Source organism: Alkalihalobacillus sp. NPDC127517 (genome assembly GCF_050276055.1).
In the GTDB taxonomy this organism is placed as follows: domain Bacteria; phylum Bacillota; class Bacilli; order Bacillales; family Bacillaceae_D; genus Alkalicoccobacillus.
In genome coordinates, this window is record NZ_JBNNQX010000014.1 from 63,612 (window position 1) to 76,431 (window position 12,820).

General features: G+C 42.4%; 11 protein-coding genes and 1 rRNA gene. All 12 read right to left on the reverse strand.

The window, feature by feature from the left end:
- Nucleotides 1-37: 37 nt before the first annotated feature.
- The gene (cysE, locus tag ACQKKO_RS17760; RefSeq protein WP_498649559.1) at nt 38-682 is read right to left on the reverse strand and encodes a serine O-acetyltransferase; all 645 of its coding nucleotides are present in this window, start codon (nt 680-682) and stop codon (nt 38-40) included.
- A gap of 302 nt (nt 683-984) precedes the next feature.
- Nucleotides 985-2,448, reverse strand: a complete 1,464-nt coding sequence (gltX, locus tag ACQKKO_RS17765) for a glutamate--tRNA ligase (protein WP_498649538.1) — start codon at nt 2,446-2,448, stop codon at nt 985-987.
- 87 nt (nt 2,449-2,535) lie between these two features.
- Nucleotides 2,536-3,012, reverse strand: a complete 477-nt coding sequence (ispF, locus tag ACQKKO_RS17770; RefSeq protein WP_498649540.1) for a 2-C-methyl-D-erythritol 2,4-cyclodiphosphate synthase — start codon at nt 3,010-3,012, stop codon at nt 2,536-2,538.
- Nucleotides 2,987-3,700: a 2-C-methyl-D-erythritol 4-phosphate cytidylyltransferase gene (gene ispD / locus ACQKKO_RS17775; protein WP_498649541.1), complete on the reverse strand. Its 714-nt coding sequence runs from the start codon at nt 3,698-3,700 to the stop codon at nt 2,987-2,989. Before ispD ends, ispF begins: the two co-directional genes overlap by 26 nt.
- A 141-nt stretch (nt 3,701-3,841) precedes the next feature.
- Nucleotides 3,842-4,930: a PIN/TRAM domain-containing protein gene (locus tag ACQKKO_RS17780; protein ID WP_498649543.1), complete on the reverse strand. Its 1,089-nt coding sequence runs from the start codon at nt 4,928-4,930 to the stop codon at nt 3,842-3,844.
- Nucleotides 4,931-5,034: 104 nt separating this feature from the next.
- Nucleotides 5,035-6,108: a DNA integrity scanning diadenylate cyclase DisA gene (disA, locus tag ACQKKO_RS17785; protein WP_498649545.1), complete on the reverse strand. Its 1,074-nt coding sequence runs from the start codon at nt 6,106-6,108 to the stop codon at nt 5,035-5,037.
- A 5-nt stretch (nt 6,109-6,113) separates the two neighbouring features.
- On the reverse strand, nt 6,114-7,487 hold the full coding sequence (radA, locus tag ACQKKO_RS17790) for a DNA repair protein RadA (RefSeq protein ID WP_498649547.1): 1,374 nt from the start codon (nt 7,485-7,487) through the stop codon (nt 6,114-6,116).
- A 94-nt stretch (nt 7,488-7,581) separates the two neighbouring features.
- Nucleotides 7,582-10,035, reverse strand: a complete 2,454-nt coding sequence (clpC, locus tag ACQKKO_RS17795) for an ATP-dependent protease ATP-binding subunit ClpC (RefSeq protein WP_498649549.1) — start codon at nt 10,033-10,035, stop codon at nt 7,582-7,584.
- A gap of 30 nt (nt 10,036-10,065) precedes the next feature.
- The gene (gene mcsB, locus ACQKKO_RS17800; RefSeq protein WP_498649551.1) at nt 10,066-11,136 is read right to left on the reverse strand and encodes a protein-arginine kinase McsB; all 1,071 of its coding nucleotides are present in this window, start codon (nt 11,134-11,136) and stop codon (nt 10,066-10,068) included.
- Nucleotide 11,137: 1 nt separating this feature from the next.
- A complete protein-coding gene (gene mcsA / locus ACQKKO_RS17805) occupies nt 11,138-11,671 on the reverse strand; it encodes a protein-arginine kinase activator protein McsA (RefSeq protein WP_498649553.1) in 534 nt (177 codons plus the stop codon).
- Between the two features lie 29 nt (nt 11,672-11,700).
- Nucleotides 11,701-12,162, reverse strand: coding sequence for a CtsR family transcriptional regulator (locus ACQKKO_RS17810; RefSeq protein WP_498649555.1), 462 nt, complete (start codon nt 12,160-12,162; stop codon nt 11,701-11,703).
- A 566-nt stretch (nt 12,163-12,728) separates the two neighbouring features.
- Nucleotides 12,729-12,820 (reverse strand): 5S ribosomal RNA (rrf, locus tag ACQKKO_RS17815); the annotation flags it as partial.

Below are 12,820 nucleotides of genomic sequence, written 5' to 3' on the forward strand. Positions count from 1 at the left end.
TGATCATTCTTTTAGCTAGCATAAGCAAATACCCTGCCTAGCGTGACGTCTTTTTCTGCCGGTAGAGCTCTTCTTTTAGCTCCAGCAGTTCTTCTTCTAATTGTTTAAATTTATCAGCTACTGGATCCGGTAGAATATGATGGTCTAATTCATTATTCACTTTACATCCATTCTTTACGACAATTCGGCCTGGTATTCCCACGACCGTTGAATTAGGTGGGACCTCTTTTAACACAACAGAGCCGGCACCAATTCGCGAGTACTCCCCTATTGTAAAGGAGCCAAGCACTTTCGCACCGCTAGAAATCATGACACCATCTCCAACGGTTGGATGTCTTTTACCCTTTTCTTTTCCTGTCCCACCAAGTGTAACCCCTTGATAAATAGTGACATTGTCTCCGATTTCACAGGTTTCTCCAATGACTACACCCATTCCGTGGTCAATGAACAAACGTTGCCCAATCACTGCAGCAGGGTGAATCTCAATCCCCGTGAAGAATCGGCTGATTTGGGAAAGGAGTTTAGCTAAAAAGCGCAGCTTCCACTTCCAAAGTCCGTGTGCCATTCGATGTGCCCAAATCGCGTGCACGCCAGAATAGGTGAAAACTACTTCCATCCGGCTTCGTGCTGCAGGGTCTTGATGGAATACAACATCTACGTCATTCATCAACGTTCTAAAAATACCCACTACTCACTCCCCCTTACTCAAATGAAAAACGCCTCTGTACATCAAGGATGTACAGAGGCGCAGGATGCACGGTTCCACTCTGTTTTAGTTATAGACTCTAGGTCTATTCACTCTTTATAGCTGTAACGGAGCCGTCCCGCTTTTTCCTACTAACAATGAACCTGGTTTTAGAAAAAGTCTCCTGGGTGCATGTTCAACCGAGTCTGTAACACTGCTCTCAGCGCGTGCAGTGTTCTCTGTATACAGAACTCACGGTTGCCCCTCCCAATCAACAAGTTGTGATTATATAGTTTTTCTTACGCGAGTGACGCTGCTTGTTTTAGGCGCGCAGCGATCGTAGCTTTTCCAAGCAATTCAATGGTGTTAGGCAGTTCTGGACCATGTGTTTGGCCCGTAGCCGCTACACGAATTGGCATGAATAGCTTCTTCCCTTTTTGGCCCGTTGCTTTTTGCGTCGCTTTGATTGCTGCTTTAATGGCTGGAGCGCTATATTCCTCTAGTGCATCAAGTTCTTGAACAAAATGGTTTAGAACTTCTGGAACCTGCTCTTCAGTTAATACAGCTTTCGCTTCTTCATTATACTCAATTTCGTCTTTAAAGAATAACTCTGTTAACTCAACAATTTCAGCACCGTAGTGAAGTTGCTCTTTGTACAGGCTAATTAGGCGTGTGGCCCACTCCTTACGAGTCTCCTCCATGTTTTCAGGCAAACGTCCTGCATGGACAAGATGAGGAAGAGCGAGGTCTACGATCTTCTCTAGAGGAGCCGCTTGAATGTATTGATTATTCATCCATGCTAGCTTGTCTGTATCGAATACGGCTGGAGCCTTTGATACACGCTCTAAGCTAAATTGTTCTGAAAGTTCATCAATCGTGAAGATTTCTTCTTCTCCAACTGGGGACCATCCAAGAAGTGCAAGGAAGTTTACGAGTGCTTCAGGTAAGTATCCAAGCTCCTTGTATTGTTCAACAAATTGAATGATTGATTCGTCACGCTTACTCATCTTCTGACGATCTGGATTTAAGATCAACGATGCATGAGCAAAGGTTGGTTTTTCCCAGCCAAATGCTTCATAAACTAGTGCCTGACGAGGCGTGTTTGACAGATGCTCTTCTGCACGAATAACGTGTGTGATCTTCATCAGCTGATCATCAATTACAACCGCAAAGTTGTACATTGGTACACCGTCGTTACGTGCAATGACAAAGTCTCCAATACCGTCTGTTTCAAACGATACATCTCCACGCACAGCATCTTCAATTTTTACGACTTGGTTTTGAGGAACACGGAAACGTACAACAGGCTTAATTCCTTTATCCTCATAGGCTTTCCGTTGCTCAGGCGTTAAATCACGATCACGCCCGCTGTACTTCGGTGCCTCACCACGAGCAAGCTGAGCTGCACGCTCTTCTTCAAGCTCTTCAGATGTCATGTAGCAGTAGTAGGCCTTTCCTTCGTCAAGAAGCTGCTGAACGTACTCCTTATAGATATCTACACGCTCCATGCTGCTATATGGACCATATTCTCCACCAATATCAATACTTTCATCCCAATCCATGCCAAGCCATTTTAAGCTATCAAGTAGCTTTTCCTTCGCTTGTTCCACGTTACGAGCCTGATCTGTATCTTCAATCCGGAGAACAAATTTGCCTCCTTGGTTACGTGCATATAAATAGTTAAATAATGCCGAACGTGCGCCTCCAATATGAAGGTGACCCGTTGGACTTGGCGCAAATCGTACACGTACGTTGCTGCTCATGTGCTAACACCATCCATTTCTAAAATCTACATAATCGTTACCTATTTCGTCGGCTTCTATTCTACCACCATTGCGACAAAGATTCATCTATACTTGTTCAATCAAGATAACAGCCTGTGAAGCAATTCCTTCACCACGACCAGTAAAACCAAGCTTCTCTGTAGTTGTAGCTTTTACGTTCACCTGAGAAGGATCTGCTTCAAGCAACTCAGCAATTTGGTTTCTCATTGCTTCAATGTGAGGCGCCATCTTTGGCATCTGTGCCATAATGGTACAGTCTACATTACCAAGCTTAAATCCACGCTCTTTTACCATGGACCATACATCTTGTAGTAATACCTTTGAATCAGCATCCTTAAACTCTTCGCTTGTATCAGGAAAATGCCTTCCGATATCTCCTTCTCCAATCGCTCCTAATGCTGCATCCGCAATGGTGTGTAGTAATACGTCTGCATCAGAGTGTCCTAGTAACCCTTTTTCATAAGGGATGGTAATACCACCTATTATTAATGGACGTCCTTCAGTTAATTGATGGACATCAAACCCCTGTCCGACTCGAATCATGTTCCATTCTCCTTTTTCGTAAGATCGCTTCTGCCATTAGTAAATCCTCAGGTGTTGTGATCTTTAAATTGCTGTAATCCCCTTCAACCATGACGATCTTTGAACCAACCCATTCCATAATACACGCGTCATCAGTTGCTACAAAGCCTTCTTCTTCCGCTCGCTTATGACCATCAAGTAATGAATCTCGCCAAAAAGCCTGAGGCGTCTGGACTGCCCAAAGCTCACTTCTGTCGATTGTTTCAACGATCTCATTTTGACTGACCCGCTTTACGGTATCCTTCATCCGAACGCCTACAACCGCACCACCGTCTGTTCTCGTTGCCTTAACAAGTTCATGGATAATTGATTCTCTAATAAATGGTCTAGCTCCGTCATGAACCATAACGATTTCGTCAGGTCCCTCAAGTTGCTTTAACCCTTCATATACGCTTTGCTGGCGCTCCATTCCTCCAACAGCTATGCGTGTAACCTTTTGAATGTTATAGGCTCGTACAATGTCTTGCATAGCCTCTATTTCATATTCATTTGCAACAAGTATGATCTGCTTGCATTGCTCATCCTCTTCAAATACTTGCAGTGTGTACGCGATGAGTGGTGTTTGATTTAATTCGATGAACTGCTTGTTCTTACCAGCTTTCATTCGTTTCCCCTGACCTGCAGCCGGGATCACAATACTATACATCATCCTGCCCTCTCCAATTCTCATACATGCATTCGTTTCATTTTAGCATGTCCACCCCAATGTTTACACTCTTTTAACTAGGATTGACTATTGAATGTAAAAAGAAAAAGCACCATGTTCTCGGTGCTTTTTCACTACTATAGATTAAAGGGCTTTTTCGTAGACCTTTGGTTTCGCAAAAATCATACGGCCGGCACTTGTCTGCAGGACACTTGTGACGACGACATCAATCTGTTTCCCGATATATTCGCGACCACCTTCTACAACGATCATCGTTCCATCGTCTAAATAAGCAACACCTTGATGATGTTCTTTCCCATCCTTAATGACCTGAACATTCATCTTCTCACCCGGTAGAACAACCGGTTTTACTGCATTTGCTAAGTCATTTATATTTAAAACGGCAACACCTTGTAGCTCGCACACTTTGTTTAAGTTAAAGTCATTTGTGACAACAACACCATCTGAAATTTTAGCAAGCTTCACCAGCTTACTATCAACCTCCTGAATGTCTTCAAAATCACCATCATAGATCTCTACCTTAATCGGCAGCTCTTTCTGAATTTTATTCAAAATATCCAACCCACGTCTTCCTCGGTTACGTTTCAGTGCATCCGATGAGTCAGCAATATGTTGTAATTCCGCTAACACAAATTCAGGAATAACTAATGTTCCTTCAAGAAAGCCAGTCTTACATATGTCTGCGATACGACCATCAATAATGACACTCGTGTCTAAAATCTTTAATCGTTTCGCCCCAGGCGTCTCATCACTGCGTTTTTCTTTTCCGCCGCCACGATTCATGAGGAAAAGCTGAACAAGCTCGTCACGCTTCTTAAAACCAATTTGAAAGCCAAAATAACCTAGAATGATCGTAACGAAGATTGGGAGAATGTTCTGCACCCCAAGAAATTGGAGCTGCGCAATTTGACTACTGATTAGGTATCCAATTACAAGACCCAAAATTAACCCAAGTGTACCTGACATAATGTCGGTTAAAGAGGCTTTTAGAATTCGCTCTTCAAGTACTTTCATTACATTCACAATATAACGCGCTAACCACATTGAGACGATATACATAACAACAATTCCAAAAATCATACCCGTAAATGCATTTTCTACCCAGGCGGGTAAATTATTATTAGAAAAAAGTTGGATAAGTTCAGGAATATAGATAAAGCCTAAAGCCCCGCCTGCTACCATTAGAAAAATCTTTACAATCCAAGTCATCATAACGGTCCACCTCCTTCTAGTTATTATAGACAAGAATAAGGAATCAAAACCTAGTAAACTGGAATTTTACACAAGTCGTCCATAAAACAACATAAGCTTTTGTACTAAATGTGACGATCGATAAATAACTGTTCCTGAATCCGATTTAACCCATTTTTAATCATTCTCGCTCTTGCCTCACCAATTCCGTCCACTTCATCAAGCTTATTTGTATCAGCAGACACGATATTTGAAAGGCTCTCATATTCATTAATGAGATTTTCAATGATTTGCGAAGGGAGTCTCGGGATTCGATGCAGCATGCGATAACCTCTTGGGGAGACAACAAATTCTCCGAGATTAACGTTTTTCGGATAGCCTAATGCTTTAATAATAGCCGGTTCATCCAGGAGGTCTTCGGTTTGAAGATCCGTCAGCTCTTTAAGTGTTTTTGAGACATCCTGTTTACTGTCCTTCACGTAATCCTTTAACAGGAACATAGCTTCTTTTTCCGTATCAGAGACAAGCTCCTTTAACTGCATCGTAATTAAACGACCTTCATCTCCAAGCTCATTGATATAGTTCAAGATTTCTCGTTTAATTCTAAGAACCATTTGAACACGGTGAATAACCTGAGTAATCTCAGACAGCGTCACTAACTCTTCAAATTCAAGTGCCCCTAGGTTTGTAATCGACTGCTCAAGTACTGACTTGTATTTTTCAAGCGTTTGAATAGCCTGATTTGCTTTCGTTAAAATCACACCAATATCTTTTAACGAATAGCGGAATTCTCCCTGATAAAGCGTGATGATATTTCGACGCTGCGAAATTGAGATCGTAAGCTGGTTTGTTTGCTTCGCTACACGTTCAGCTGTACGATGACGAATTCCTGTTTCATTTGAAGTGATCCCGTTATTAGGAACAAGCTGCGTATTGGCATACAGAATCTTCTTCCCGTCATCACTTAAAATAATAGCGCCGTCCATTTTAGCCAATTCATATAAATAAGCTGGCGAGAACGGGCAATTGATATGAAAACCGCCATCCACAATTTGTTTCATTTCTTCGGTATGACCAAGCACGATGAGTCCACCTGTGTTCGCACGCAGCACATTATCTATTCCTGCCCGAAGAGGTGTTCCGGGTGCGACGAGCTTTAAAAGGTTTTGAATAAATTCATTTTTGTTTTGTTCATCCATTTTTACTACCTCCCAAGAACAACTTCAATGGCACGCTCCAATGTAGGGACGCCAATCACTTCTATACCTGGCGGGACCGTCCATCCACCAAGGTTTTTCTCTGGTATAATCACTCGTTTAAATCCAAGCTTAGCGGCTTCGTTTACACGTTGGTCGATCCTTGAGACGCGCCTGATCTCTCCTGTCAGTCCTACCTCTCCAATAGCCGCATCCATTGATTGAGTCGGTTGATCCTTAAAGCTTGATGCAATACTTAAGGCAATAGCCAAATCAATAGCTGGCTCATCAAGTTTCACGCCACCCGCTACTTTTAAATACGCATCCTGCGTTTGCAAAAGAAGTCCTACGCGCTTCTCTAGCACCGCCATTAGAAGAGACACTCGGTTGTGGTCAATCCCTGTTGCCATACGTCTTGGATTTCCATAACCTGTTGGTGAGATCAGAGCCTGTAATTCTACAAGGACCGGTCTCGTTCCTTCCATTGAGGCAACAACAACTGACCCGGCCGCACCTTGTGATCGTTCTTCTAAAAAGATTTCTGACGGATTTAATACTTCCTCTAGACCAGCTTCTTTCATTTCAAAAATACCCATCTCATTTGTTGAGCCAAAACGGTTTTTTACCGCCCGAAGAATCCGGTACGTATGATGCCGCTCCCCTTCAAAGTAGAGAACAGAGTCAACCATATGCTCAAGCAGCTTTGGTCCGGCAATTGAACCCTGCTTCGTTACGTGACCTACGATAAAGATGGCTATTCCTTTTGTCTTAGCAATTTTCATAAAGGCTGCTGTACACTCACGAACCTGAGCTACACTTCCGGGTGCTGAAGTAATCTCGTCTTGATACACCGTTTGTATAGAGTCAATAATAACAAGTGAGGGTTCAACCTCTTCAATCGCATGCTGGATGAATTGAAGATCTGTCTCAGCTAAAACAAATAATTCCGGCGCAATCATCCCCAGACGGTCCGCACGCAGCTTGGTTTGCTTGATTGATTCTTCACCAGAGATATAGAGTACCTTCTCTTTTTTTTCAGCTAGCTTTGCCGATAGCTGAAGAAGTAGTGTTGACTTCCCTATCCCCGGATCTCCACCAACTAAAACCAACGACCCTGGTACAATCCCTCCACCGAGCACCCGATTGAGCTCTTGAATGGTTGTATCAATCCGCGGTTCACGATCTCCAACAACCTGAGAAAGTGGTTGCGGCTTCGTTGTAGTGGTTGATGAGGTAACATAGCTCCGACTTGATTGCTTCGTCGCTGCTTCCATTTCCTCTACCATCGTGTTCCATTCCTGACACCCTGGACATTTCCCCATCCACTTTGCCGACTCATATCCGCATTCTTGACAGACAAACTTTGTTTTCTTCTTGGCCATGCATTTTCCTCCAAAGACAAACTTTTAAAAAGAAAGACCAGGAGCCATTCAAACTCCCGGTCTGTTGTTAGACAACCCAAGCAAACGTATGAACTTACACGTTGCTCGTTTCTTCTTTTGTTTCAACCGTTTCAACAAAGAGCTCGTTATCTTTTACGCCAATGACCGCTTTTTGCCCTTTAGCAATGTTACCTTTCAGTAATTCCTCAGACAAACGATCCTCTACTTGCTTTTGCAGAGCACGACGTAATGGTCTTGCACCGTATTCAGGATCATACCCAAGATCAGTAATCTTATCTTTGGCTTCTTCTGTTAATTCAAAGTCAATTCCCTGCTCTTTCAGACGTATTTTAAGCTGATCAGCCATTAACGTGATAATTTCACGAATGTGCTTTTTCTCAAGCGCATGGAAGACAATGATTTCATCAATACGGTTAATAAATTCAGGTCTAAAGCTTTTCTTCAGATCGCCCATTACACGGTCTTTCATATCTTTGTATTCGCGACCTTCTGTTTCCGTCGTAAAGCCAAGATATTTATTCCCTTTTAATGCACTAGCTCCAACGTTTGATGTCATGATCACTGCCGTATTACGGAAGTCTACCGTACGACCTTTTGAATCTGTTAAACGACCATCCTCAAGCACTTGTAGCAAGATGTTGAATACATCTGGGTGCGCCTTCTCAATCTCATCTAGAAGAATAACAGAGTAAGGCTTGCGACGAATCTTCTCCGTTAATTGCCCTCCCTCTTCATGGCCAACATAACCAGGAGGAGAACCAACTAGACGGCTCGTTGAATGTTTCTCCATGTACTCTGACATATCGATACGGATAACAGAATCTTCATCACCGAATAGCGTCTCAGCTACAGCACGAGCAAGCTCTGTTTTCCCTACGCCCGTTGGTCCAAGGAAAATAAATGAACCAATAGGACGCTTAGGATCTTTAAGTCCAGCTCTTGCACGACGAACAGCTTTAGAGATTGATAGAACGGCTTCTTCCTGACCAACTACACGTTGGTGCAAAATTTCTTCCATTTTTAATAGACGCTCCGTCTCTTCCTCAGCAAGTTTCGCAACCGGGATTCCCGTCCAGCTTGCTACAACCTGAGCAATGTCCTCAACAGCTACTTCGGTATTTTCTTGACCCTGCTTTTTCTTCCAGTTGTTTTTCATTTCATCCAACTGCTCACGTAGACGTTGCTCTGTGTCACGCAAGGAAGCAGCCTTCTCAAATTCTTGGCTTTGAACAGATGCATCCTTCTCTTTGCGTGTTTCCTCTAGCTTCTGCTCAAGCTCTTTTAAATCTGGTGGTGCAGTATACGAACGTAAGCGCACTTTAGATGCCGCCTCGTCAATTAAGTCAATCGCTTTATCCGGTAGAAAACGATCTGGAATATAGCGGTCTGATAGTTTCACGGCTTCTTCAATTGCTGTATCCGTAATCGTCACTCGGTGATGCGCTTCGTAGCGATCACGTAGACCTTTTAAAATTTGAATGGATTCATCTAATGTTGGCTCATTGACTTGGATTGGCTGGAATCGACGTTCAAGTGCTGCATCCTTCTCAATGTACTTACGATACTCGTCAATGGTCGTAGCTCCGATGCACTGAAGCTCTCCACGGGCAAGTGATGGTTTCAGGATGTTTGATGCATCAATAGCACCTTCTGCCCCACCCGCACCAATTAATGTATGAAGTTCATCAATGAACAGAATTACGTTTCCTGCTTGGCGAATTTCATCCATCACTTTTTTCAAGCGATCTTCAAACTCACCGCGATACTTTGTTCCTGCAACAACCGTTCCCATATCAAGTGTCATGACACGTTTGTTACGAAGTGTCTCTGGCACTTCATTTGCGATAATCGCTTGTGCTAGACCTTCAGCAATCGCCGTTTTACCTACCCCAGGCTCCCCAATTAATACAGGATTGTTTTTCGTCCGTCTACTCAAGACCTGGATTACGCGTTCGATCTCTTTGCTTCGTCCAATAACCGGATCAAGTGACTCTTCACGTGCAATAGCTGTTAAGTCACGCGCTAAACTATCAAGTGTTGGTGTATTTGCATTGGACACAGCTCCACCTTGTTGCTGTGAGCTACCACCCTCATTACTACCAAGCAGCTGAAGTACTTGTTGACGCGCTTTATTAAGACTTACCCCTAGGTTATTAAGGACACGAGCTGCAACGCCTTCTCCTTCGCGAATTAAGCCAAGTAGAATATGCTCCGTCCCAACGTATGAATGACCCAGCTTACGAGCTTCATCCATTGAAAGCTCAATTACTTTTTTAGCTCTTGGTGTGTAATGCTTTGTTTTAGAGCCTTCCTGTCCTTTACCGATAAGTGTTTCCACTTCTTTTTGCAGCTTCTCTGGTCCAAGTCCTAGTGCCTGAAGCGCTTTTGCAGCAATACCTTCTCCTTCACGAATTAAACCAAGAAGGATATGTTCAGTTCCTATATTGTTGTGGCCTAAACGGATCGCTTCCTCTTGTGCTAGTGCCAATACCTTTTGAGCTCTCTCTGTAAATCGACCAAACATCATACATGGCCACCTCCGTTTATAATCAGTTCACTATTCTTGTTCCTTAAGTTGAAGTCTTTCACGTATCAAAGCGGCTCTTCGCTCATCTCGTTGATCGGCCGTTAAGATGTCACCTGCAAATTGCTGCAAGAACCCAACCTGAGTTAAAATCATTAGCTCATTAAGTATGTTCCCTGATAATCCCTCGATCAATCCTAAATCGATACCGAGCCTAACATCGGATAATCTGCGTGTAGCTTCTTTTGATTCAATGATTCGACTTTGAGATAAAATCCCATAGGAGCGATAGACTCGATCCTCAAGCTTTAATCGTGAGTTCTGCATGAGCATTTGCCGTGCATTACGCTCTCTTTGAATTAATTGTGTAACGACTCCGTGAAGATCATCTACAATATCCTGCTCCGACTTACCAAGTGTGATTTGGTTGGAGATTTGAAAGAGGTTACCTAATGCTTCGCTACCCTCGCCATAAATTCCTCTAACAACTAATCCCAATTGATTAATTGCCGGTAAAATTCTGTTAATTTGCTGTGTCATGGCAAGAGCGGGTAAGTGCATCATCACCGATGCCCTCATTCCAGTACCTACATTTGTTGGACAACTTGTTAAATACCCACGTTTTTCATCATATGCATAGGTCAGATGTCCCTCAACCCAGTCATCCACAGACTGCGCAATCTCTAACCCTTTTTCGAGCTGAGAACCAGAGAACAAGCACTGTATCCGTAGGTGATCCTCTTCATTAACCATTATGCTTAAGGACTCATCCTTATTTAGTAGGACCGCTCCGTGCTTAGACTGTTCGGCTAAGTGCGGACTTATGAGATGTTTTTCAACCAATACACGTTTCTCATTCGATTTCATTTCTTCCATGTATAAAGTGTCTAATTCTCCGGTTTGTTCAGTAGGAGCTGTCGTGAGGGCAGTCACCGTGAAATCAGCTACTTCTTTTGATTGATCAAGTGAGGAGATAATAGGAAATGGATATTCCTTAAGATTTCGTGCTAAGCGAATTCTGCTACTAAGCACAATATCTACATCGGTTCCCGTTTCTTTCATCCAAGGACTAATCGCATCTTTTATAAAGCGCTCAAGCGACATCTTATCCCTCCTCAGACTCTTTATTTTTTTGTTCTAATAAACGGATATGGTCTCTAACTTCAGCCGCTTTTTCAAATTCTTCGCTTTCAATGTACTCTTTTATTTTGAGCTTAAGAGCATTAATTTCTTTTTGACGTTTAATTCCTCCACCAATTCGTTTAGGAATTTTACCATGATGCCTTACGTTCCCGCTATGAACTCGACGCAAAACGGGGTCGAGCTTTTCATCAAATGTTTTATAGCAATTTGCACAGCCAAACCTTCCGATCTCAACAAATTGACTATAGGTCATATGGCAATTTTCACACGTTAATACTTTAGGTGTAGACTTTTGCTCATTTTCCTGTACAGAAGGATGCTCAAAATGCAATAAACCCGATAACAACTGATGAATGGAGAACGTATTTGTGCCAGGGACATGTTCACCCTTTTCTTTTGCACACGCTTCACAAAGATGAATTTCCATTTTTTCTCCATTGATGATTTTTGTAAAATGGAGAGTTGCCTGTCTTTGCTGACACTCTTGGCATTTCATGTTAGCTATTCACCTCGTTTTTATCTCGCTTATTTATATTTTAGAGTATTAATCATTGCTTTTAAAATATTTGAGCGTAATTGATCTCGATAAGGTAATTCAACCTTTAAGACCGAGCGATCCAGTACACTCATCATAAGGTTTGCTTCGCGTTTGGCAACAGCCTTTTCTTCATATAACCTTAATACGATATTCTCAGCCGTTTGTTGGTCTATAACTGGCCCAATCAAGTGGAGCAGCTGATCATATAGGTCAGCCTTTTCGTGTGTCTCGACTTTTATAATCCGAATGTATCCGCCTCCGCCTCTCTTACTCTCAACAATATACCCTTTTTCTAACGTAAAACGAGTACTAATGACATAATTAATTTGAGACGGGACACATTCAAATCGTTTAGCTAGTTCACTTCTTTTAATCTCTACTAGTTCTTTCCCGCTGCTTAGTAGTGTGCTCTTAAGGTATTCCTCAATGAAATCAGAAATGTTCCGCACGTTATACCTCCCCTCTTCTTCAATCTTTTTATGAGTTCAGTAATGATCGAATTTTGACTTTGACTATATTTGACTAACTTTATTATAAACATTTTGGCTAAAAAGTTCAAATTCTATGCTGAGCTATGTATGTCTATTGCTTAGTTTAGCCAGATTAGGATGATCTAGACTTAGGATTGATAAGTTCTTAGAAAGGGTTGAGGGTTCTTGCTGTTTTAGATTAGTCTTCTTGTATCTGTTTTTTTTGATAAGTAGTTCCTTTTTCTTGGGTTTGCCCCCATTTTTCTTACTATAAGCGGTTGCTTCTTGGTACAAGAAGCTTTCTTTATACTAAAGTCAATTTGGTTCTTGGTATTAGAGGGAGTTTCTTAATTGAAAGGGCTAGGGGATTGGTTCTCTCTTCATCTTACTTGGTAAAGGCCCGGAGTTCTTGATGCTTTCTCTTTTCTTCTTGTCTTGTCTTTTTGGTTCTTAGTTTCTCTTCTCCTCCCTCTCCATAGTTCAATTTCTTCTTATTAAAATCCACAAAAAAACCTTTCATCAAAAGATGAAAGGTTTTTATTAGTGCCCGGCAACGTTCTACTCTCGCAGGGGGAAGCCCCCAACTACCATTGACGCAGAAGAGCTTAACGGCCGTGTTCGGCATGGGAACGGGTGT

Coding starts and splice junctions, on each gene's coding strand:
- gltX (WP_498649538.1), bottom strand. CDS start 2,448: ATGAGCAGCAACGTACGTGTACGATTTGCGCCAAGTCCAACGGGTCAC.
- ispF (WP_498649540.1), bottom strand. CDS start 3,012: ATGATTCGAGTCGGACAGGGGTTTGATGTCCATCAATTAACTGAAGGA.
- ispD (WP_498649541.1), bottom strand. CDS start 3,700: ATGATGTATAGTATTGTGATCCCGGCTGCAGGTCAGGGGAAACGAATG.
- ACQKKO_RS17780 (WP_498649543.1), bottom strand. CDS start 4,930: ATGATGACTTGGATTGTAAAGATTTTTCTAATGGTAGCAGGCGGGGCT.
- disA (WP_498649545.1), bottom strand. CDS start 6,108: ATGGATGAACAAAACAAAAATGAATTTATTCAAAACCTTTTAAAGCTC.
- radA (WP_498649547.1), bottom strand. CDS start 7,487: ATGGCCAAGAAGAAAACAAAGTTTGTCTGTCAAGAATGCGGATATGAG.
- clpC (WP_498649549.1), bottom strand. CDS start 10,035: ATGATGTTTGGTCGATTTACAGAGAGAGCTCAAAAGGTATTGGCACTA.
- mcsB (WP_498649551.1), bottom strand. CDS start 11,136: ATGTCGCTTGAGCGCTTTATAAAAGATGCGATTAGTCCTTGGATGAAA.
- mcsA (WP_498649553.1), bottom strand. CDS start 11,671: ATGAAATGCCAAGAGTGTCAGCAAAGACAGGCAACTCTCCATTTTACA.